The sequence below is a fragment of the Ligilactobacillus sp. LYQ139 genome (assembly GCF_045033025.1).
GTDB lineage: Bacteria > Bacillota > Bacilli > Lactobacillales > Lactobacillaceae > Ligilactobacillus.
The window spans coordinates 12,981-34,455 of the sequence record NZ_JBJFZW010000008.1; the positions used below are offsets into that span (position 1 = coordinate 12,981).

23 protein-coding genes are annotated in these 21,475 nt (G+C 39.6%); 7 read left to right on the plus strand and 16 right to left on the minus strand.

Features of this window, described 5'->3' with window-relative positions; all coding sequences use genetic code 11:
• Window positions 1-443: 443 nt before the first annotated feature.
• The 11 genes from ACI3E1_RS07040 to ACI3E1_RS07090 all read right to left on the minus strand — a co-directional run bounded on the left by ACI3E1_RS07040 (window position 444) and on the right by ACI3E1_RS07090 (window position 8,377).
• Window positions 444-740 carry an HU family DNA-binding protein gene (locus tag ACI3E1_RS07040; protein ID WP_405024945.1) on the minus strand — a complete coding sequence of 99 codons (297 nt, stop codon included), beginning with the start codon at window positions 738-740 and terminating at the stop codon, window positions 444-446.
• Between the two features lie 98 nt (window positions 741-838).
• Window positions 839-1,375: a hypothetical protein gene (locus ACI3E1_RS07045; RefSeq protein ID WP_405024946.1), complete on the minus strand. Its 537-nt coding sequence runs from the start codon at window positions 1,373-1,375 to the stop codon at window positions 839-841.
• 175 nt (window positions 1,376-1,550) lie between these two features.
• The gene (locus ACI3E1_RS07050; protein WP_405024947.1) at window positions 1,551-2,387 is read right to left on the minus strand and encodes a hypothetical protein; all 837 of its coding nucleotides are present in this window, start codon (window positions 2,385-2,387) and stop codon (window positions 1,551-1,553) included.
• Between the two features lie 35 nt (window positions 2,388-2,422).
• The gene (locus ACI3E1_RS07055; protein WP_405024948.1) at window positions 2,423-2,698 is read right to left on the minus strand and encodes a hypothetical protein; all 276 of its coding nucleotides are present in this window, start codon (window positions 2,696-2,698) and stop codon (window positions 2,423-2,425) included.
• Between the two features lie 10 nt (window positions 2,699-2,708).
• A complete protein-coding gene (locus tag ACI3E1_RS07060) occupies window positions 2,709-3,188 on the minus strand; it encodes a hypothetical protein (RefSeq protein ID WP_405024949.1) in 480 nt (159 codons plus the stop codon).
• A 69-nt stretch (window positions 3,189-3,257) separates the two neighbouring features.
• Entirely contained in the window at window positions 3,258-3,944 is a 687-nt protein-coding gene (locus tag ACI3E1_RS07065) for a hypothetical protein (RefSeq protein ID WP_405024950.1), read from the minus strand.
• A 181-nt stretch (window positions 3,945-4,125) separates the two neighbouring features.
• On the minus strand, window positions 4,126-4,470 hold the full coding sequence (locus ACI3E1_RS07070; RefSeq protein ID WP_405024951.1) for a hypothetical protein: 345 nt from the start codon (window positions 4,468-4,470) through the stop codon (window positions 4,126-4,128).
• Between the two features lie 22 nt (window positions 4,471-4,492).
• The gene (locus ACI3E1_RS07075) at window positions 4,493-5,359 is read right to left on the minus strand and encodes a hypothetical protein (RefSeq protein WP_405024952.1); all 867 of its coding nucleotides are present in this window, start codon (window positions 5,357-5,359) and stop codon (window positions 4,493-4,495) included.
• Window positions 5,360-5,482: 123 nt separating this feature from the next.
• On the minus strand, window positions 5,483-6,355 hold the full coding sequence (locus tag ACI3E1_RS07080; protein WP_405024953.1) for a hypothetical protein: 873 nt from the start codon (window positions 6,353-6,355) through the stop codon (window positions 5,483-5,485).
• 543 nt (window positions 6,356-6,898) lie between these two features.
• Entirely contained in the window at window positions 6,899-7,894 is a 996-nt protein-coding gene (locus tag ACI3E1_RS07085) for a hypothetical protein (RefSeq protein ID WP_405024954.1), read from the minus strand.
• A gap of 162 nt (window positions 7,895-8,056) precedes the next feature.
• A complete protein-coding gene (locus tag ACI3E1_RS07090) occupies window positions 8,057-8,377 on the minus strand; it encodes a hypothetical protein (RefSeq protein ID WP_405024955.1) in 321 nt (106 codons plus the stop codon).
• Between the two features lie 571 nt (window positions 8,378-8,948).
• On the opposite strand from ACI3E1_RS07090, the gene ACI3E1_RS07095 reads away from it, so the two are divergent.
• On the plus strand, window positions 8,949-9,827 hold the full coding sequence (locus tag ACI3E1_RS07095; RefSeq protein ID WP_405024956.1) for a ParA family protein: 879 nt from the start codon (window positions 8,949-8,951) through the stop codon (window positions 9,825-9,827).
• A gap of 11 nt (window positions 9,828-9,838) precedes the next feature.
• Window positions 9,839-10,324 (plus strand): hypothetical protein, encoded by a 486-nt coding sequence (locus ACI3E1_RS07100; protein WP_405024957.1) that lies wholly within the window; start codon window positions 9,839-9,841, stop codon window positions 10,322-10,324.
• A 714-nt stretch (window positions 10,325-11,038) separates the two neighbouring features.
• Here ACI3E1_RS07100 and ACI3E1_RS07105 read toward each other — a convergent pair.
• From ACI3E1_RS07105 to ACI3E1_RS07125, 5 genes are all read right to left on the minus strand, one after another.
• Window positions 11,039-11,638: a hypothetical protein gene (locus ACI3E1_RS07105; RefSeq protein ID WP_405024958.1), complete on the minus strand. Its 600-nt coding sequence runs from the start codon at window positions 11,636-11,638 to the stop codon at window positions 11,039-11,041.
• 14 nt (window positions 11,639-11,652) lie between these two features.
• Window positions 11,653-12,375, minus strand: coding sequence for a ParA family protein (locus tag ACI3E1_RS07110; RefSeq protein WP_405024959.1), 723 nt, complete (start codon window positions 12,373-12,375; stop codon window positions 11,653-11,655).
• A gap of 1 nt (window position 12,376) precedes the next feature.
• A complete protein-coding gene (locus ACI3E1_RS07115; RefSeq protein ID WP_405024960.1) occupies window positions 12,377-12,727 on the minus strand; it encodes an HU family DNA-binding protein in 351 nt (116 codons plus the stop codon).
• Between the two features lie 124 nt (window positions 12,728-12,851).
• Window positions 12,852-15,110 carry a DNA topoisomerase gene (locus ACI3E1_RS07120; RefSeq protein ID WP_405024961.1) on the minus strand — a complete coding sequence of 753 codons (2,259 nt, stop codon included), beginning with the start codon at window positions 15,108-15,110 and terminating at the stop codon, window positions 12,852-12,854.
• Window positions 15,111-15,348: 238 nt separating this feature from the next.
• A complete protein-coding gene (locus ACI3E1_RS07125) occupies window positions 15,349-15,762 on the minus strand; it encodes a hypothetical protein (protein ID WP_405024962.1) in 414 nt (137 codons plus the stop codon).
• 309 nt (window positions 15,763-16,071) lie between these two features.
• Between ACI3E1_RS07125 and ACI3E1_RS07130 the strand changes: the two genes are divergently transcribed.
• The 5 genes from ACI3E1_RS07130 (at window position 16,072) to ACI3E1_RS07150 (ending at window position 21,475) form a co-directional block, all read left to right on the plus strand.
• A complete protein-coding gene (locus tag ACI3E1_RS07130; protein ID WP_405024963.1) occupies window positions 16,072-16,509 on the plus strand; it encodes a hypothetical protein in 438 nt (145 codons plus the stop codon).
• 19 nt (window positions 16,510-16,528) lie between these two features.
• The gene (locus ACI3E1_RS07135) at window positions 16,529-20,059 is read left to right on the plus strand and encodes a TraM recognition domain-containing protein (protein WP_405024964.1); all 3,531 of its coding nucleotides are present in this window, start codon (window positions 16,529-16,531) and stop codon (window positions 20,057-20,059) included.
• A gap of 144 nt (window positions 20,060-20,203) precedes the next feature.
• A complete protein-coding gene (locus tag ACI3E1_RS07140) occupies window positions 20,204-20,581 on the plus strand; it encodes a hypothetical protein (RefSeq protein WP_405024965.1) in 378 nt (125 codons plus the stop codon).
• A gap of 51 nt (window positions 20,582-20,632) precedes the next feature.
• Window positions 20,633-20,902, plus strand: coding sequence for a hypothetical protein (locus tag ACI3E1_RS07145; RefSeq protein ID WP_405024966.1), 270 nt, complete (start codon window positions 20,633-20,635; stop codon window positions 20,900-20,902).
• Between the two features lie 84 nt (window positions 20,903-20,986).
• Entirely contained in the window at window positions 20,987-21,475 is a 489-nt protein-coding gene (locus tag ACI3E1_RS07150; protein WP_405024979.1) for a class I SAM-dependent methyltransferase, read from the plus strand.

A 21,475-nucleotide genomic window follows, 5' to 3' on the forward strand; every position in this document is an offset into this window, starting at 1 on the left:
CACTCTGTAATCAAAGCGCTGTGCATGGTAATGACTTATAATCTTTATCATCAATTATAAGCAGTAACTGGGAATGCGAACCCCATTACCATCTTGCTCTTTATAGATAAGCCAACCTTCAAAGATGGTCAGCCTAACTTTGCATACCACAGTTAGTTTATTACTAAACCAACGACCGGGGAGCCGGTATCCATTAAACCCCATTAAAGGAATTAACCAAACGGTCAACTGGCGAGCCACCATTCCTTTATTAATGCTCATCGTCAGCACACGCTAACGGGTATCAAATAATACCTTTATTCTCCACTCTACATACGTAGAGCCAACCAATGTAGTTCCGCTACATACGGGGCTTTAAATCAAGCCAAATCTAAATACGCTGTTATTATAGCACAATTAACAATACGCATCAAAAAGAGCGCTAAATAGATAGCGCCCTTTATTTATCCTACAATTATTCGTCTAAATGCCCGAGATGCTCGAAATTTTGGCGACGTCGTTTCCGGCAGATACATCTGTTCACCAGTTTCCGGGTTCCGTCCTTTACGCGCTTGACGCGTTCGCATTTCAAATGTTCCTAAACCATATAGAACTACTTTTTTATTTTGCCGTAAATCATCTACAAGACACGTTCTGAAAGCAATGACATACTCTCGTGCAGCCTTATATGGTACACCCATTTGTTCTGCGATTTGCTGAGTGAATTCTCTTCGGGTAATCCGCTTTTCTTTTTTCACCATAATCCCTCTTTCTTGAGGAATTACCAATGTCCTACGGTAGTTAATGTATCAAATAGACATAAAAATAGCAACTGTTCTTCAACAGTTGCTATTCCGTATTAAGCCAGAAATGTCAATGTTATTGGGCACTGTTCATCATCTGTCACTGCCAATCGCCACGTACCCTCCAAGGCATGTAAACCACTATTATCCGTTACGTTATCCCGTTCTACCAGTAGTTGATAACAAACTTCATCGGTTAAATCTTCACGCCGGAGAACATATGAAATCGCTGTAGTATCATGTAGGTTACGAATAACTGCTGTCCGGATATTACCTTCTGATTCAAGGGATACTTCCCAATTACCATAGTTTTTAACATTGGACTCACGCCATACTTTATCGTCATTAAAAAAGTTACGTAACGCAACCCGATGAGACGTACCGACCAATTGATCTTCATCAAAGCTGATTAACTCCTTAACCTCCACTGGACGATACCGCTCAACGAGCCTTAATAGACCTTGCAACGTCCATTTCCTCTGCCTTTTAATTTGTCGTTCAATCGTTAATACTGAATCTATATTTATCCGGGATTCTGACCACCGTTGAATACTTGTAAAGACATTTTCCAATTCAGTACTGTTAGTCTTCACTAAAGTCCATCTCCTTAATTTTAGAAAAGAAAGTTTATCCTGTTCATCAAGTCTCATTATATTCCGCCATTTATTTGAAAGCAATATATACTGTAAATAAAGCATATTCGTTAGGTTGAAATAAATATCAACAAAATAAAAAGACGTATCTTTTAAAGATACGTCTCATACAGGGTTACTCAGCAATCATTGATTGCATCCCCGGGATCTGTTTATCAAGCTGTCGTTGAACAGCTTCGTTTACTTTCCGTAACAGCTCCGCAATGCGTGGCCACTGTTCTGATGTCCCGTGCAGATAGAAATTACCGTACGTTGACGAAATCTTCTCATTTAAGAACATTCCATCAGCTCGTGATAAAACGGATTTCGCGATCCGTTTTACACTATCCGGCAAATTAATCGCATTTAAGCGTTGCAGGACATTAATAATAGTTTCTTCAGATAAATCTCTTTTTAAGAGCTCCTGAATCAAACTGGTTTCCCATAAAGCTGCACAATAGCCTGCTACCGGACAATCAACTTTTTTCTGTTTCTCACCCCAGGTTAACAGCGGCTTTAGCGGCATCAAAACATAGTCAGAGTAATTTACGTACCATCCCTTACCCGGGATAAATACATAATTATATTCTTCGCCACGATCAATGAAATCATGTAGCGACGAATATATTCTTGGCTGTGTCTGTCGCCATTCTTCACCACGGTCACGGTGATATGCCGTGGTCTTATGATATACATCTTCCTTCAATCGTTGCTGCTCGGCCTTATCTAAGGCACGAAAATCATCCGTAAAGGAATAGTCAAAACCGAACTGTTGCACGGCTTCCGGCGCTTCAGGTTTATCGCCTAGTGAGCTAATATCGCCTAATGCCAGCAACTTATTAATATGCTGTTCATCCGTGTAGAAATTAGCTAATTTCTCGCCATTCCATTCCGGATAACCGTCCCAATGGCAATAAATCGCCTTAACTGTACCGTCAGTTTGTTGCAATCCAATTAATGATCGTGTACCCATGTCTTCTTCCTCCTGTTTTCTAGTTAGTTCTTTTATTAATACTTGTCCTTAAAAAGTGGGCGAATTCCACACTCAATTAATACGTCATCCATCGCCTTAAAAGCATGACTAGTATTCTGCTGTAATGCAGCATCATCCGGATGATGCGTAAGCATACTAGTAGCCAAGACAATCTTCTTCCAAAGCGGCTGAATGTCAGGATCAGCGATAAAATCACTAAAGGTTTCCCCAGCAAATGCAGTTCCACCATATGGAGTTTCATCGTCCACCAACCGAGTCTGAAGTATTGCTTGTAGTTCTTCTTTTTTCATATTGTTCCTCCTAACGAACCTGCGCTAACGTAACTCCGTGCTTCCGCCGAATCTGGCGGTACAGCCGAAGTAAGTCAGAATACTCAGCACCATAATAGTAGAAATCACTCAAGCGCCTTTCATCAAAGCGGCTCGCTAACAGTGGGTAAAGATTAATGAAACTTGAACCATCATGATCCCCAAGAACAATCTCAAGTTCACGCTGTTCATTTACGTTAATCTCCAAGTTATCCGCTTCGCAGTCATCGACCAACACGTTAATTGCATCTTGTAAGTCAGCACCCAGGATGAGCCGGAAGCCATACTTCGTTCCAAAGTAGCGGTTATCCCGTTCGTTAACTGCTAAATAACCTAATATCTTACCCCGAAGCTGAGCACGTTTTGCAACTGATTCCAACGCACACTCGTAATCTTCCTCAAACAAAGCTCCGTTAAAGTCATCCGCGTATAATTCGTTCGTCGAGTCAATTAATGTTTCTGTTGTCGTCATTATGATTTCCTCCTTAATTAAAAAGACAGTTGCCTAAACAACCGTCGTTCTTGTATTATTCCTTAATACCTATTCATGTTCAGTTTCTAATGTTTCTTTAAACGTTTCATCCATAAAATCAGTAATCCATGGAAGGGCGTCATCTGGATAGTCGTATGACCATAAGCCTTGTAAAAACTCGTTTTGTTGGATGAACTGCTTTAATTGCAGTAATTGTTCCGGTGTCCATTGTAAAGGCATCGGCACTTGGCGCTCACCATATTCGTTGCGGAACTGATTAATGATAACGTCTAAGTCTTCGTTAGAAACGACTGGTTCAGCTTCGCTATACCCAGTCGCACATAAGTTCTCCAGCGTATACGGAACATTTTGTTGCACTAGAACTTTGTCGACTACAAAGCGTCCGTTGCGGAAAACATATTGGACTTTACCCTTTTCGATGAATCCCTCATCAACTCCAATGTCAGTGTATGTTAGCGTCATAGTCGTTTCCGACTGGACTACAGTAGGCAACTGACTAAATATTCGTTGGGCTGTTCCTTGACCATACCATTCAGTATCAAATAGTCGCTCGAGAACGGCACTCCAACTCCAGCGACCAGTTCCTTCAAACCAGAGCGTATAATCGTCAACCTTTTCTATATAGTTAAAACCATAGACGTCCGATTCGCCTAACTTCTCTAACAAACCAACTAATTTTGGATTTATCTCTTTTTTGAAAGTTAATTTGCCGTCAGCAAATGTTATATTAGCCATCGTTCTTCCTTTCTTATTCTTGTGTTATTCCTTATCCATGCGTAACTTAAAAATCGTCCGGTTCAATTACACTGGCTAGTTCATTTTCGATGTAGCAGATAATATCAAACCATTCCGAACCGCAAATCCATATCCGCCAGGGATATATTTTTCAACTTTTAATTTCATAATGGTTTCCTTTCTACAAATTGAGAACCGCTTCAACATCATCCAAAAACGTTTCATAATCTGGGTCATCACCAGTAAAATCATACCCATAGGTGGCATCAGAAAGTGTTGACCAAAATGCCGCACCCAAATTTGTTCCGTTTTTAAGTGCCTGGACTAATTTCGGATGATTCTCAATTCCTAAATACTCACAGTCAACAGCAAACAGAACACAGTCCATTTGCCCTAAATCAAGAAACGGAAGCGTTAGTAGCTTATCTCTCTGTGAACCGCGACCGTTCTTTAAACGCGTCGCAATCACGGCAAACTGCATATCCTTAATTTGTTCAAATAGTTTTTGTGTTAGTTCTTCATTCATGTTTACTTCCTCCATTGCCTATTTAGTTCTTCGTCAATTTATTCTTTACTTGTTTAGCTACGACTAATAGCTGTTGCAACCGCGCACTAATGACGCAAGTACTTTCACCTTCGCCTTTGATGCGGATGAAATCTTCAATGCGTCCAGTATCCATATCGAGGTAATGCCACCGATAGTCATGCGCTCTTAAAGCAGACTCAATTAAATTACCCAGGTGCTGACGTGGTATTTTAACTTTCCCACTCTTAACACCTTCTGCTAATGCCTTTAACATTCCGCGGTTAACTAAGCCTGCCTGATAGAGCAGTGGCGTCCACTCGATTTTTAGCCGAACACAAAGATCAACCAAGCGATCAATTAGCGATACTGCAACCTGGTCTAAATCTGGTAAATCCAGTTCTGGGACCAGGCGTTCCATTTGGACATAATCTCGCGTATTCTCAATTAACAAATCCAGCTCTTCTTTAGCAGCTTGCTTACGTTGCGCTACTAAAGCCTGCTTGCGTTGATTAAGTTGAGTAACATCCACTTGATCTAGGTCCATAGGTAATTGCGTTAACTGTAATAACCGTCGTCGGGCCTCTTCGTCGTCTTCCATTCGACGTAGTTCATCGACATTATCAGCTGAAATCCCCCAAATTGCAGGGTCTTCCGGTCCACCGGATAGTCCAATGGCCAAAATTACATTAGCCGCATCAGACTGGTTTAAGCTGTGCAAGCATTCGCGGACATCCGCTTTACTGTCAATTAAACAACGCTGTTTGCGATATAGCTCTGTCAACAAAAAGTTTTCTGCCCTACTATGTGACATCACTAAATAGTAGCAGTCTGCCCCACTAAATGCAGGAAAGTCTTGAACTTTTTCGTTGCAAATTTCCTCAAAAATCATTATAAAAACCTCCTAAAATAAAACAGCTCGGTTGCTGCATTAAGCACACTAACTGCCCTTTAAGAGGTTCAGCTAATTTGTTTAATGCAACAATCGAGCTAACGATTGTTCCTACTTCTTCAACTAAAATAACGATAATTGTTCCGCAGCATGAATTGGCGCTTCCTTCGCTGCAGGAGCAACCAGTGTATTCATTTGCGGTTTAACAGTAATATGTGATTCATATAAATGACTGGTACCCGTTAAGTTACTACACCAATCATATAAGACACGCCAACTAGCAATGGCCATATTCCGTGCGCAGAACGAGTATTCGTCCGCATGGGGTAGGTTATTTCCACCAACTACGACGAAAACGCATGGTCGTTCCGCACGTTGGAACTTCCGGCGCTTCTCAATTGTATGATTACGGTAAATACTAAACGGCGCAATTGAATGGTCACAATAACTATAACCATCGATAATCGCACTCATTTGAGCCGGATTTTTCAAACAGTTAGCGTTATCATTCAACCCCCACTTGCGTAACCAGTTCTTATGTTCTGTACTCTTGTCATCAGATGGTTGTCGGGTTAAAAATAACCCAACATGACCAGCTTCATGGATCAGCGTATCTTTCATTAAATCCCAAGCATGGGGATTATGATTAAGTTTAGCGTTAATCCAACTAGCAACTAACAAGTCTTCGTTAATTTCAATATCAGCAGCGCGTTTCCGGTTAATGATTTTCGCTCTAGTTAACCCATAGTAGGATTTACTCCGACGAATCTTAACCGGAACTGTCTTTTTAACGCCAAACTCTTCCAACAACGATGCTACAAATTTTTCCATTCGTGCTTCAATTACTGGATAATTACGTCTAGCGGATATAATGCCTGCATTAAATGCAGCAATATTACCAGTTGCAAAAATTACCGCTCGCTGACTTAAACCATGTCTGCTTTGTGCCTTGATGAATGAAACAGTCGCAGCCTGCATTAATTCTTCTTTATTCATCTAAATCCCTCCTTGAAATAAAAAAATTCCGTTACTTCAGCAACACAACATCTTTAATCAAAGAAATCTGTTTGTTGAAATAACGGAAATTGTTATTACCTATGTAACTTAAATTAATCTATATCTTTGAGTGGCTGCACAACCACCAACGTTTTTAGCATACGCCAAAAACGCTTCCGACAAATGTTAAAGAGCAACACTCGCCGTAATCAGCCGTTTAGTAACGTTACCGTCACTACATTAAGGAATGCGAACCTTGACTGATTTATGCTCTTTTCTGCGCAATTGGTTAACACAAATAGCATATACACATCAGGTATATACTACCGAAATTGACCGGACAAGCCGTTTAATTTCAACGACATAGCATACGCTAGTCAGCTCAAGAAAAATTCTTGAACAATCGTTTTTTAGACAAACGTCTAAACTACAGGTTTCCCTGTATGGAAAAAATATGGTTCCGCCATATACGGGACGAAAATACGTCAAATTTAAATACATTGGTATTATAGCACACTAAAAATCATGGGCAAATTATCGGAATTAATTTACTGCTCGAAGTGCTTGTAGTTTCGCAAGATTCTGTGATAATTCTGCTCTAATCGAAACTGTTTTCTTAGCTGACTTTGGAGTAGGTACAAATCCTTCTTTGGCCCAATCTGGTAGCTGCTCTTTAACTTTTCTTTCTTTTCCCGGTAGATTCTTAGAATATTGGTGTGCTTGCATAGCTCGTTGTACTATCGTTTTAAAAAGATTAAGCATAACAGTCATAAAGTATGCTTCCCCGTTTTGCAGTCCACGTCGGGTAATATTTAAACAGGCAGCATTAATCGCCCGTGTTACTTTAAGACCTAATGTGGGGTTAGTTTCAAATGTCAGGATTTGGTCAACATTATCCTGATTGTTAAACTGCGTTTTGATTTTGGCTTTAGCAATGAAGATTGATTTAACGTAATGTGAAAACTTAGCTTGATTATCGTTACAGAAATCAGTTAATAATTTAAGTGCTGTCTCCGGTAATCCTGTTTTAGTATTTAAAACATGCAGTTGGTTTTGCCAAGATGATAAAACTTGATGATTGTAATCAGATTTGCGGTTTACCGCAGTATTAATAGTTTTATTATTAGTTTGATTAAAGTTAATCTGATTAAGAGACCGATTTGAACCGTTAGATGGGGTCATTATGGTCTGTTGCTCAGATTCATTGTTAAAAATGCGATGTGGTGACGAAATGAAAATAGCGTTAGCACGACTTTTAAGCCGCTTGGTGTATAACCAACCAGCCTTAATTAAAGATTTCATTGTCCGCTTAATTGTAGACGTGCCGACATTTAGCGTATCAGCTAACTCCTCAACGGTATAAATTACAAAGTATGATTGTTCTGTCTTATCAAAAAAATTTGGACGCTGACATGAGCTTTCCATTCGGTCGTAAATGGCCGTCATACACATAACTTGGGTAGGATTTAACCCGGCGTCCGTTAAGAATACATATTGTTTTTTGAATTGAAGTGTAGTCACTTTAGTCATTCCCTTCATGGGAACGTCAGTCCAAAATAGTCTTAGTCAGTACTAAAGAAACCTTGCTTGATAGCAGTGGTGATGCTATAATATAAGGCGTAACGAAGCGATAGAGAAAATCGTAATTTTAGTACTGAACGTGTTTGTGGTGGACGACGTTCAGTTTTTTTATGCTTAATTTTAAGATTGTTGCTGTTTCTCTTGTTTTACCAAGAATAGGACGAAGTTTTGAAATTCATCGAGTGAATTTTGTGGAACAAAAGTCTCTATTAATGGACCATATATCTCATCGATATAATTTTCTACTTGATCGAGCATTTCTTCTGAAAAAGAACGACGGCCTTGTTTAAAATCATTCAAACGCGCTGCCCGTAAATTAAGTTTACGAGCTAATAGACCGTTATTTACTAGATAAGTATTACTCAGCTCTTTAATTACAAAACGTATATAGATGTTACGAGCGTTTTGCGATAGGTTAGCATCTACTCGTGAATGAAACATCAAAGACTCCTCCTTAACGTGCGGGGTATGAACATACCCCTGTTGGGGTATGTTCATACTCCACGCTGTTATTGAAACATATATGTAACAAAAACTCAAGGGGGTATGTTCATACCCCAAAGCGTTAAATATCTTTGTAAGTTTATTATTAACTCCCTTTAACTCTAAAAAGTAAAATTTTTCGTTTATATATTCATATCATTAATCATATGTACTTTTAATACATTATGTAACTGATAACAGTATATAATTAATTATATGTTTGGATACGAATATATAATATTAAGAACAGTGATAATAAAGTCCTTTAATCTATGCTACATATAGTGTTTACTGAATAATTAGATACAAAATAATGATAATTTTGCGTTGCTTTGTTTGTAAGGTGTTATTTGCTGATTCGTGGGGTTGATTCATACCCCAAGGAAATGCTATGATATATTTTGTTAGAAATCGTATATACGATTTATTTAGTATATACGATTTAATATTATGTAATAAGTTATATACGATTATCGTCGTATATAATGTCGCGCAAAATTTTCAAAAAAATTTTGGGAGGTGCCGATTTATGGCGCAAAAAATCGCTTTCGCGAATAATAAAGGTGGAACAGCAAAGACTACATCATTAGTTAATATTGTAGGTGCTTTACATTTAAAACAACCAAATGCAAAGATCTTAATTATTGATACTGATGGTCAGGGCAATGCTGCACGGTCTTTTAATATCGATGCTAATGATAGTGACCTATCAATGTATGGGGTGTTCATGGGACAAACGAATCCTGTTGATGCTATTTACCCACATGTTTTTGATAATATTGATATGATCATGGGTAATAATGATCTGAACTACCTTGAATTTGATAAAATGAAGAAATTGAGTACAGAATCTGATTCCGATTTACAAGATCAATATTTCAATATGTTAAACGGAATTATCAAACGTCCTGCTGTAGACACTGATAACTCGCATCAGTATGTTGATGAGATGTATGATTTTATTTTCTTTGATACGCCACCTGAAATGAAGGCAGTTACCAGTAGTGTTTTGGCAACTTCTGACTATGTTATTATTCCATATGAGCCAGATTCATTTTCAATTGATGGAATTGTTAACATCATCGAACGAATTAGTGACATTCGTCAAAACTACAATCCGGATCTAAAGATTGGTGGTTTATTGGCTACGAAATACCAGCGAAATACGAAAATTGCGCCAGAAGTTGTTATGGCTGTACAAAATTACGCTAATGAGCATGGCGTTCCATTTTTCTCGAATTATATTCCGCGCTCAACAACGTATGCAAAATCCCCTGCTTATAAAGGATTACCTGCTACATTATCATTGGGTGATAATCGTTCAAAACGGAAGCGAAACCCATTGACGGATGCTTATTTTGATTTGTTAGATGAAATGATTGCGAAGAACATTATTACGCTTGATTAGAGGTGATCATCATGTTAAATGATACTGAAGGACGATTACAACGTGCACAAGGAAAAGTTAATCCGTTTGCGCAACAGTTAGGCAAGCATAATTCTAAGAAGAAAGAAGCAGGAATAAATAATCAACCCGTTTCTTCTACTAGTTCAAAAAACTCATCTTCAAAGGATACGTCAGATGTGGCATCTGTTAAAGGTAAGACTTTTCTACAACGTGATGTGCAAAAGAGCGACATCCAAGTACGTGCGGATGGTACTTATATCTTAGATTCAAAAGGTTCACCAGTACCAACCTCTCCTCGTTCGATTGCATTTCGACGAGATTTATTACAGATTCTTGATAAATATTGTGATAACGGTAAAGGAAGTAAGATCCGTGGTTTGGTTACAACGATTGCTTCTAATGGCGTGATTCGTGAGTTAGAGTCGTTAGGTGTTATTAACCACGAGGATGCAAAGCGGGAGCTTAATGACTATCGTTCTTTTAAAATGCGAGGATAATCTCTTTTAAATGATTTCACAATTAAAGCGTTCCAATAGGAACGCTTTTTTCATGCGAAAGTTATGCATACCTTTATATAATAAAATACATAATGCAGTATATAATGATATTATATTATATAATCTAATTGATTGTGAAGCTAATTTTTATTGATACTTAACATGACTATCATTAAAGCGTTTTGCATTATTTGATTATATAATCAAGTATATACATTATTATATAATAATACTTGTAATGACGTATATCTTTCGACATATGCTAGAGATTAATAATATATATTTCTATTATGTAACCGTAGTATATAATCAACGTACATAATAAAAGTATATATTAGTTGGTTTTTGGTGAAAGTTATTAATCATTAATTGGGTGTTGAGCTTCTTTGAATGAAAATGTTCTTCGTGTAGCAGCATAGACAGTTACATATGAGAGTACATAATACAATATATAACGTGTTATATAACCACTTATGTAGTTATACATATACTAATAATTATTATCGGTATGTATTATGTTACGCACTATATCGGAGTTCGTGCGTTAGGAGTTGTGACGAACTATAATTGTTCTATTTTATTGCCGATGCTCATATAAATAGCTACAAGTTAAAACACATATCGTTAGTATATAATAAACGTATATAATAGGGGTACATAGTATTAATATATACTAAAAGCCGTCCTCAAAGGAGAGCGGCTTGAAAGTTAGAATTATATTTCGTTTTTGGAGAAGCGTTTAACCTGTTCAAAAATCTCAGCAAGTAAATAAGCAATATACGCGCTTTGATGAAGATCAGGATTAATTTCGCTTAGTGCTTTTCCCAAGTCTAACCATAATTCTTTAGGAATAAGTGATCCAACAGGCCTTTTTGGGAAATATAGTCCGTTGATTCCTTGATATAACGGATAACTAGATATATCCGTTTTGTTCATATGATTTAACGTGTAATCAATTAACCAAATAATATAATCGCCAACTCGCATATCACATAGTTCAGCAACAGCGTTAAGTTGTCCTACTAAGGTAGCTGGCGTTGATAAGTAAATACTAAGATTGTGTCCCTGTTTGAGTTCTTCAACTCGTTGTTCTTTTTCAGCAGATTTTGTGATGAACAGAGACCAATTTGTATGATCGATTTTAAGTGGAGAGGGGTTGGATTCACTCCCGTTATATCGATCAATTAATGAATATGTTGATGCAATTGTTTCAATATTGGCTTCGCTCCCGCTTTTGATATTAAGACCTAATTGCTTAATTTTAACTTTGTTGGAGTGTTCAAAGCCGATTTTTAAGGCGTCCTTTATCTGCATTTGTTTCCTCCGGGTTACTTGTATAACAATTGAAAAAGTTCAATAAATGGTTGATACTCACTATGTTCTTTTATAACGTTAACTAGCGGATTTTTATTATATTCCAGTATTTGAAAGTCTGGTACCAACGGTAAAAACATTTTATTTGTTATTTTTGATAATGCTTTTTGAAATTGATGAGACAACGTTGATTCAGTAAACTTGTTCCCAATCGTTACGATTTTATTTTTCGGAACTGTAATTCTAGCTAAGTGTTCCTGGAATTCGGTATTGGCAACAATACTTAAACTATCGGGAGTAATAACGTCGATAATTTGGTCCATATGGGCAAAGATTAAATCGTTTAATTCATTTAACCCCGATGAGGTATCAAACAAAACCACTTGGTATTCAGTTTGTAACTTAATGTATTGTAACCATTTTACAAAATATCTTGAATCCCCATTGTTCGGCAAAACTTCGTTACCTGGAAGTAGGGTGCTGTTTTGTGTAATTATTTGAACATTGCAATCTAAGTAGTTAGATGTGAAGATTAAATCGACGTTTTGTTCGCTATTCATCGCGGTGTTAAGACTTCCCGCAAGTGCTGTTAGCCCACGTTGAGGATCACAATCAACCATCAAAACTGGAAGGCCTTTTTTGGCCAAAAACGCAGCGTAATTCCACAATAAGCTGGTTTTACCAACGCCACCCTTAATTCCGCCAAAAGCAATAAATTGTGTTGTTTTATGTCTCATACTAATGTTCCTCGTCTGATTCTGGTTCTTCGTTGTAGTTAGCTAGTAATTGTTCTTGGTGGTTGGCTAAAAACTTGGTTAAAGCAGTTGTTGGCGTGATTCGCGCGCTGACTCGCTTCTTTAACGTATAGCTGTTTAATCGCTTCTTACCGAATGCGGTGGTAACTGTTTTAGGAAGACGAAGCGCTGTTTCAATTGTACATAACCCAGGGACAATAATGCGATCCCCAGTTAATAAATGCTCACGAATCACTGTAATTAAGGAATTTAAAGCAACTAACGTTTCCTCATCAGACATATTGTCCAGTTGTGCGACTTCATGGACGAGTTCTTTTCGCTTTATTGTGCTCATTGTAACTACCTCGTAATTTTAGGTTCTCTTGCAATTATAATGTTATTTTCGTATAACGGTCAATTCGTCATAAGAAAAGGGCCTCAACTTGTGAGACCCTCTTGTCGGTTTAGAGTAGTGTACTTTAGAACACTAACTCTAGTTGCTGTTTATCAAAGTTATAGCGTAGTCGAGCTTTGTAGTCCTTGTTCTTACGTCGGGAATGGAACGTTAACTGTGAGCTGACATCTCCAGCGAGAAGCTTTTGCATGGTCTTATTAGAAAGGGCTTGTTTAGCATCAAAAGCGTGTTTGTTGATGGAAAAGTTACACCCGGAATGTTTCCATTCACCTGTAACCATTTTGGTGTACTGGCAATGTTCGCAGGTATAAGAGTTCTTCCGTTCAATTACGTTACCACCGCAGAGGGGGCAACGACCGAGAACTTCGGTTTCTTGTGAATCTAATGTTGAAATCTGGAGTTTACCTACATTAAGCACCTGGTCAACTTGTTTCTGCGTAAGATCAAAGTATTTTTCTTGAAATGCTGTAGCCGACATTTCCTGATTTTGAACAGCAGTTAAGTCCATTTCAAAGTGAACAACATCTGATAGCTGTAAAATTCCCATTTGATTTAAAGTATCTGCTAAATCAATTCCCGCATCGGTCGGGATTAAGCGTTTAGCCGGAAACTGTTCGCCTTTTTTAGTCAGCCGGAGACTTTTATTGCTAATAAGTTGGTCAATGATGGTTGCACGCGTAGAACTAGTTCCAATCCCTTGAGCAAAATTTTGCAACAGTTTCCGCTCGTCATTAGGTAATACGTCTTGCAAGTTTGAAAGTGTTCCTAAATGCGTCATTAACGTTTTAATCGTGTATAACGGTTGAGGTTTAGTCTGACCCTTAACGGCCTCTGATTTTATGTCAACGTCATCTCCTACGTTCACTGTTGGTAAGCTGTGTTTAACTTCGTCATCCGTCGCCCGCTTATGTTTTAGTTCTGACCAACCAGCTTTAATAATAGTGGAGCCAGTAGCCCGCCAATGATAAGTGTCATTACCAGCAACATCAATACTGGTTTCTGCGGTTTCTTTTGGCTCTAAGAAGGGCAAGAGGCAACGCAAAGCAACTTCATAAAGGATCTGCTGCTCATCCCGAGAATAGTCATCCCAGTTAAAGGACTTGTGTTCCTTGGTATTTAACATTAATGCTGGGTGGACAGATACCTTTTTGTCATTCACCCACCTTTTTCGCGGATCATTGACAACTTCCTTGAAGCGATTAAGTTTTAAGGCTCGTTGTGCGTATGGCTTGAGGGCCGGGATAGACATACACATGGTAACAATAGCTGGTAATTCCGGGGCCTGTGCGCGTTTAATTACTACGGAATCTGTCCGGGGATAGGTTAATAACAAGTCTTGATGATAGAGCTTTTCGAGAAGTTGATCAGAACGCTTCAATGACATGTTATACCGTTGGTTGAGAACCCCTTGGAGTTCCGTTTTTTTGAAGAACTGCGGTGCCAGGGTAATTTTGCGCTTCCGTTCCTGTTTAAAAATTGTGCTCTGTTGCGGCAACGTTTGGAGAATTTGCTGGAGTTCTGGTTGTGTTTTAAACCGGAGCTGGTGGTTCTTTTCATCCACCAGTTTAGCTGAGAAGTTACCGTTCGGATGCACGATGGTAGCACTCCCCTGATAGAATGTTTCGGGTTTAAAGTTAACGAACTGCTGGTATCGCTTATTGACTAACTGAATAATCGGCCCTTTAACGTAGCCGACCCGAATAAACTTCTGAGCTTTCACAGTGAGCGCTCTGGTCAAGGACGTTCCCATGGCGAAGTTGATTTGTGAACGAAGAATTCCGCTGTTATTGAACGATGCGAAGGTGGCATTACTGTCCGGCAAGCATTCTGTTTCCCGTGGGAGGTGCTTCATTGCCGTTAAGATAGTCTGGCTAGATAAATCATCAATAAAAAGCCGATAGCGGGGAAGCCGCTGGTATTTAGCGGGTAGCGTGGAAAGAAAGGCACTAGCTAAAAATGATCCCTCAATATCATCGTCTGTTCCGATGCAGATACCCTCAATTTCAGGATGTTCAGTTAACACCTTGATGATGTAGTTGTACTTTGATTGACAGCTTTTTTTGATCTGATAAGGACTGTCTTGTGGCGTGTTAACCGCATTTGGAGCAAAATCCCACGTTTTAAAAGCTGGAGGAATGTTTAATGCATTTTCAGCGGTCCATTTTTCCTTTGATTGGGCTTTTAATTCATCTACATGTCCTTGTAGCGAAGTAAAGTAAAAACGGTACGGAATTTCTTGTTGGTGTGCAAAATAAGCTTCTTTGTAGAGCTTACACTGACCTTCTTCTTTTTCAGCTAGTAATAATAGTGCGGGTTTTACCATTAAAATCACCTTCCTCATTATCGCTTAATAATTAACGTATATACGATAACTAATAACATTAATTATAATGTACTTATTAATTAAATAACGTATTAGTACGCTTAATAACAGCAATAGCAACTTCCATTATATAACTGTATTATCATATATACGTTTATACATAACACTGTCTATAATAAAATTAATAACAAACAACCGACAATATACAGAATTCCCAGCACAGATAACCAGAATTGCATTAATTGGGATCCCCAAAGTATTGATCAATGGGGCGGTCATCTTCGACTTCCACCATGGTAGTTTTCGGGTTTGCTTCATTCTGTTTATCAGCAGATGAATCCGTTAATGAAGGTGAATTGTTGCTATCCTCTGCATTATCAGATTTGTCCTCGTCTGGAGTGACTCGTGCCGTTGTTGTGGGGCCATTTGTCTCAGCTTTCGTCAAATGGTCAGTTTTCACCGCAGTGGGTTCTACAACTTCATCCGGCTTTCCCTCCACCAAGCGTTGCTCCTCGTTCGTTTCTGATGTCGGTTCATCAGTTGGAGATAATGCTGGTTTGCCCGGAATGTGGGCTTGGTGTAACAGCTTCGCCGTATAAGCGGCGTATTCATCCTGGATCTTTTCTCGCATTTGTGCATTAAGTTTTTTCATCAAGGTATCCGGCTGCGCTAATAATTCATCGAGAGTCACAGTTCGCCCGTATAGTTGGGTAGCGAAGTTCTCTAAATGGGTTAATAGTTTTGCGACATTCCGTTTATCACCAACAAAAGCCTTTAGTCGTTCGTTGATATAAACCGATACACCATAATCGTGACTTGATTTCTTTGTGGTTGCGATGATAAATCCTCCTCTGTTAGAAATACATGTTAATTGGCATTTATAAAGAAATTATTCTCTTTCCATATATTAGAATATACTGTAACTATGGTATAATTCAACCGTTCGGAAGGAGAATTCAGGATGAAAAAAGCAAAACAAATTAATAATGCTAAGCAAGCCGAACAAACGGCGCCATCGCTGAAGCAACGAGTAAAGCAAAGGATTGTACGTCGAGCAATCCAGTTGCCACATTATTTGCTGCTATATATTGGAACGCTTGTCCCCATTACAGCAGCGTTAAAGATTATTACCCTGGGTTGGCGTTGGTTAAAGCGGTGTTTTCATATCCATCAATTTTATCTACCGCATTTGACAGCATTAATCATTAGCCTAATTTTTTGGGCTGGGCTAGGTATTGTGGGGTTTGCAGCCAACGATGCCGCGCAGGTGCTTTATCCACGCAGTGCTGATGAACATCAGATTGAGCAACGATTACGGCGGTTTGTGGGCACTGTAATTACAGGTTTAGTGCTTTTAGGCGTGGCGTTATTAATTAGTTTAATTACACAAACGAAGTAGCGATTTAGGAGGTAGCGTGATGGCTTATTACGATGATAACGATCGACAAAGGTGGGATGATGCAGATGACTATGCCCGACGGGAAGAGCAACATGCGATGGACGATGCTCAGCGTCGCAATTTCTTTTATGGGCCACACCGGCGGATTCGACCTCGCAAGGCTGGTGAAAAGGAATCAAGCCACGTGGAGACTGCGCCGAAAACTAGCAAGTGGTCAGGATGGTTACAACGGTTAATCGCCACCGCCAATGAACGTGATAATGAACAGCGCTCCGGGTATTGGATTTATCGGGCATATTACAACGCTAACCAAAAGAATGGCCGTATTATGCGGCATTTAAAGCGCCTGAATCAGGGCATTGTTACTGGCTACGATGCGCGGGGAAGTTATGAAGATACAGACCAGGATTTAAGTGGAGTGGTGGACACTTACGAAAAGCGAACTCATCTATGGCACCAATTAGCAGTTGTGAGTGTTGGAGCAGGTTTCATCCCGGCATTGATCCCCCCATTTCATCCGTCACTACTTAATCTTTTAATTGCAGCGGGGTTATGGACCGCCTTAATTGGCCTTATGTGTGTCACAACCGCGGATAATGTTTTTGTTAGTAAATTAATGTCCCGAGCCCGGCTTTTACGTCGCCATGGAAAGAAAGTAATTATTTCAGATGATGAGAAAGTTACGAACCAACGGGAACAGATTACGCATATGTTTTGGACATTAGCGTTATTTGCGGCAGCAGCCATGCAAGTGGCCATTAACTTTGGGTTGTATCCGATGTTGCGTTTAGCAGCGCATCCTGGGCATGGCGTAACGTGGGGCATGTTCTATCTCACCCCAGCATTTATTGGTGCTTTTACCGGCCGGTTTTTAATGCCCGTTCACACATTGTTACTCGCTGCACCGGTAATGTTGATGTATACGACGTATAAGACAATTGAAAACAATATTACCCGGTTTCACAAGAACGTTGATGTGGCTTTAAATGAAGAACGCTACCGGTTAAAACCACTTCATGAACTCTTAGGGGGTCACGTGCCAAGTTATGAACCGGTATTGGTTATGGGGCAGAGTTTGATTACTGGGGATGATGTCACGATTAACGTTCAGGACCGGGCAAACGGGATGTTAGTTACCGGGACAAACGGTGCTGGTAAATCGGGAAGTATTTTTAAGCCGGCTATTTCGCAGGACTTAATTCACTATGTGATGTTTCTTCGGGCTTATCCGCAACTACGTGAATTACCCAATTACTACTCTAAAAATGTTGCTGCCAGGTATTTAGGTGGAATTGTTGCGATGGACACGACCAATGATCTTTGTCGGGATGCTTATGAATTAGCGCATAAAGACTTAAATATTCCGTCAGAAATGATTCGGTGGTTGGATCCTGGCAATCCAGATTCACAGTCGATTAATCTAATGCGGGGGCCAGCTCAAGCTGTAACCAACATGTTGGTCTCATGTATCGGTGGCTTAATGGATAGTGGTAATGGGAAGGGTAATCCTTTCTTCGATTCATCCGGGAAATCTTGGGTTCAAAACTACGTTTTATTAGTTAAGATGGCGGGGGTAATGAAACCATATCCGGTATCCTTTGATGAGTTATTTGACACGTGCTTGGATACCGCTAAGACGGATGATTATTTGAAGTTACTTACCGTGTATGAAGAGATTTTGCGGAAACTTCAAGCACTCTATTATCTATACGCACGAAAACACGTCGATTTACAAGTTCCCGTTGATCCAACAATTGAAACAGACATTGTAACGTATGAGCAAAGCGGTTCTCCAGCATTTAAAGCTGCATTAAAGCGGGTCCAGGAACCAACGGATGTTGAATTCCATACCCGAGCTAATCAAGTTTATGATGCTTACGAGCAAGCAGATATTGATCCGACTAAACGATTTATTGCCCAAGAGCAATTTATTAGCAATTTAGTTAATGCCACGGATCAATCATTCAGTGGTCCCGTAAGTTACAACTTAGTGATTCCATTTAATGAGATTCGGACTGCTTATATGAACGTTCATAATATCCATCTTTGGTTCCAAAGTAATGTTGCAAAGTATAAAGATGAACCCACGGTTAATGCCCAGGGTAAACTTGTCCAATCGCGCGCCCAACGGAATATCGAAAGTGCGGAAAAGCAGGGATTAACACCCCATCGTCGAGGAAAATACGTTTACTTTGATCGACAGGAATCCTACGTTAAACAAATCCGGGTAGCGTTAAACACCATGTCCGAAAATGCGTATGTACGGCGGATCTTTTTTAATCGCAAAGTGAATGATAACTTCTCGATCGATAACTTCTTCCATACCGGGGGCATCTTACTGATGTACACCGGGAAGAGTACCCCAGGCGTTTCCGTAGAAAACTCCCGGATGATTGCCAAGATTGAACAGGCGTTGGTTTTCTCCGCAGCGCAACGGCGCATGGTGGATGATGGTGCGGCCGCCGAACCACTAATGCCGATTTACTTTGATGAACACGTTGACTACATGACCGCAGAATACGTGCAGACCACTGGACAGGTCCGGAAATACGGGACGCCACTAATGTCAATCGTTCAGTCGCCAGCTCAGATTACGAATAAGTTTGGCGATGCCTTTACGAAGACGTTAATGGCCACCCTGCGGACGAAAGTAGCCTTCGGAGATGCAGAAGCTAACGACGCTAAGTACAGTTCGGCGATGTTCGGGACACATCAGGAATTTAAAAAGGCGTACTCCGATACGAAAGTACAGGGCCCGCGGAATGACCGCTTTAGTTTGCGGGGAAACTTCCAGCAAGTACCAAATATCACCCCAGAAGAACTGATGCGGATGCAGGAATATACGATTGCCATTCGGTATAACGATAAGAATTCCCCGGTGCCATACGACCACTTAAAGGTAACGCAGGTGGATCACCAACAGCTGCATCATTCACCATATCGGATGGATCCGCAAGAGAATGCTCAGGATCAAGCTGCTGTCCAAGCTTATCGGAAAGATATTAACCGGTCGAATCCTGACTTTGCCGGTGTGGATCTCATTATGCATGAATACTTTATGCGGGTGCGGTCATATTTTGAACATGATCATCAAGACCTTTATCAAACGGATGGTATGGATTATAACCATGCAGTCGAACCTTTGGCAGTAAATCTTCAGACCGCAATGGACTATGTAAATGAACTAAGCCATTCAGCTAATAACTTGCCACACTTTGAACAAATCAAGCCAATTCACCAAACCGTTATGGGAGTGCCGGAATGGGTTTTTGAAGAACTTCGAGATAATCTCTTTGAAGCACCGGACGAAGAAGATGCAGTGAATGAAGATGTTTCGACTGGTTCCCAATCAGTAAAAAATTGCCAGAACGAACCAATACAAACGCAAGCTCATGGTGGACAACGGGCTGACAGTGTTACGGAGGATGAGTTAACGGAACGGCTTCAACGGGCGCCGATTTCGGATGAAGATGACCAATCCACTATTAGCGATATTTTCGCAGATGATGATGAAATTGTATATGCCGCGGATGATGACGAAGACGATTAATTGAAGGGAAGTGAAGTTAATGTGGTTTTTAAATTTTGCTGGCGCATTTTTTAAGGGGTTTTTCTTTGGCATGTTGTAGTAAGGGAAAGTTTTCGGGCTAAGAAGATAATACAGAATAATAATTGAATAAGAGGAATGACATAAATGGATAAACAAGAATGGCGTGCTGAGCGGTTTCGCTTGGCCAGTAAACGGAGAAGCCAGCATCAATGTGTAACTAAACAAGTAAAGAAATCGTATATCGATAGTCGTTCTGTTATTACGTGCGAGGATAACAATAAATTTCCTTCCGTAATGGGCAATATATTTTTCGGCGATGTGCTCAGTACAATTATCACTACAATTTTAATTTTAACAGGGGCGATAAAACCTGTTTTTTCACTTTTCTCGGATTGGGAAAGATCATTCCAAAGCCTTTTTAATGGTCAATGGATTGAAGGAATAATTTCAATTGTAACGTGTTTGTTAGCACTATGGTTTGGTATGTTACTTGGTCATCTATTTGATAAAGGAAAAAGGTAATTATTTATGCTCACCAATTTTGGCGTGTTGTGGTTAGGAAGGAGAATTTAAATGGCTGTAGTGAAAGATTATAAGAAATACTATCGTGATTATATTACAAAGAATCCGTTGCAACGCTCTGCTGAATGGGAACGTCTTTACAGTGAGGAAATTTATCTCGCTTGTCATCCTTTGCCAGAGCTATATCAGGAAATGAAAGAAGTTGAGGAGCATCTTTCTAAGAAAGATAAAGAAAAGATTTTATTTGAGGAATTAATCCCTTGTGTACACGGCTACATTGTGAAGCCTTGGAAGGGAAGAAGAGCATACCGTGGATATTAAAGCCGGTGAATTTACTAAAGAAAAGGTTATTGGCTTCTGTAATTTCAATAGTCATCCACTAAACAGGAGAGGAGTGTAATCAAAATTATGCGAATCCTTGATGCTTGTTGTGGTTCCCGCATGTTTTGGTATGACAAGCAAGATACGAGAGTTACTTTCATGGATAAACGACGTTACTATGAGCGATTAGCAACGGGTCACATTATTGATGTTAATCCAGACGTTTTAGCTGATTTTACCGCCATGCCATTTGACGGCAGATCTTTTGATTTAGTCGTGTTTGACCCTCCTCATTTAATCCATGCGGGAGAATCTTCGTGGCTACGAAAAAAGTATGGCAGCTTAAATCCTAAAACGTGGCCAACGGTTATCCATGATGGTTTTTGGGAATGTCAGCGAGTCTTAAAGCCAAACGGTGTGTTGGTATTTAAATGGAACGAGGAACAAGTATCATTTTCTGATGTTTTAAGTGCCATTAAATGTCAACCACTTTTTGGAGATAAGCGCGGTAAGACTCGTTGGAGTGTTTTTGCTAAAGAACAGAATAATGAATTATCACTATTTAGTGATTAG

Excerpts from the sequence above, each read along its gene's own strand:
- ACI3E1_RS07040 (WP_405024945.1), bottom strand. The coding sequence starts at position 740 with ATGGTGAAAAAAGAAAAGCGGATTACCCGAAGAGAATTCACTCAGCAA.
- ACI3E1_RS07050 (WP_405024947.1), bottom strand. The coding sequence starts at position 2,387 with ATGGGTACACGATCATTAATTGGATTGCAACAAACTGACGGTACAGTT.
- ACI3E1_RS07055 (WP_405024948.1), bottom strand. The coding sequence starts at position 2,698 with ATGAAAAAAGAAGAACTACAAGCAATACTTCAGACTCGGTTGGTGGAC.
- ACI3E1_RS07060 (WP_405024949.1), bottom strand. The coding sequence starts at position 3,188 with ATGACGACAACAGAAACATTAATTGACTCGACGAACGAATTATACGCG.
- ACI3E1_RS07065 (WP_405024950.1), bottom strand. The coding sequence starts at position 3,944 with ATGGCTAATATAACATTTGCTGACGGCAAATTAACTTTCAAAAAAGAG.
- ACI3E1_RS07070 (WP_405024951.1), bottom strand. The coding sequence starts at position 4,470 with ATGAATGAAGAACTAACACAAAAACTATTTGAACAAATTAAGGATATG.
- ACI3E1_RS07075 (WP_405024952.1), bottom strand. The coding sequence starts at position 5,359 with ATGATTTTTGAGGAAATTTGCAACGAAAAAGTTCAAGACTTTCCTGCA.
- ACI3E1_RS07080 (WP_405024953.1), bottom strand. The coding sequence starts at position 6,355 with ATGAATAAAGAAGAATTAATGCAGGCTGCGACTGTTTCATTCATCAAG.
- ACI3E1_RS07085 (WP_405024954.1), bottom strand. The coding sequence starts at position 7,894 with ATGAAGGGAATGACTAAAGTGACTACACTTCAATTCAAAAAACAATAT.
- ACI3E1_RS07090 (WP_405024955.1), bottom strand. The coding sequence starts at position 8,377 with ATGTTTCATTCACGAGTAGATGCTAACCTATCGCAAAACGCTCGTAAC.
- ACI3E1_RS07095 (WP_405024956.1), top strand. The coding sequence starts at position 8,949 with ATGGCGCAAAAAATCGCTTTCGCGAATAATAAAGGTGGAACAGCAAAG.
- ACI3E1_RS07100 (WP_405024957.1), top strand. The coding sequence starts at position 9,839 with ATGTTAAATGATACTGAAGGACGATTACAACGTGCACAAGGAAAAGTT.
- ACI3E1_RS07105 (WP_405024958.1), bottom strand. The coding sequence starts at position 11,638 with ATGCAGATAAAGGACGCCTTAAAAATCGGCTTTGAACACTCCAACAAA.
- ACI3E1_RS07110 (WP_405024959.1), bottom strand. The coding sequence starts at position 12,375 with ATGAGACATAAAACAACACAATTTATTGCTTTTGGCGGAATTAAGGGT.
- ACI3E1_RS07115 (WP_405024960.1), bottom strand. The coding sequence starts at position 12,727 with ATGAGCACAATAAAGCGAAAAGAACTCGTCCATGAAGTCGCACAACTG.
- ACI3E1_RS07120 (WP_405024961.1), bottom strand. The coding sequence starts at position 15,110 with ATGGTAAAACCCGCACTATTATTACTAGCTGAAAAAGAAGAAGGTCAG.
- ACI3E1_RS07125 (WP_405024962.1), bottom strand. The coding sequence starts at position 15,762 with ATGAAAAAACTTAATGCACAAATGCGAGAAAAGATCCAGGATGAATAC.
- ACI3E1_RS07130 (WP_405024963.1), top strand. The coding sequence starts at position 16,072 with ATGAAAAAAGCAAAACAAATTAATAATGCTAAGCAAGCCGAACAAACG.
- ACI3E1_RS07135 (WP_405024964.1), top strand. The coding sequence starts at position 16,529 with ATGGCTTATTACGATGATAACGATCGACAAAGGTGGGATGATGCAGAT.
- ACI3E1_RS07140 (WP_405024965.1), top strand. The coding sequence starts at position 20,204 with ATGGATAAACAAGAATGGCGTGCTGAGCGGTTTCGCTTGGCCAGTAAA.
- ACI3E1_RS07145 (WP_405024966.1), top strand. The coding sequence starts at position 20,633 with ATGGCTGTAGTGAAAGATTATAAGAAATACTATCGTGATTATATTACA.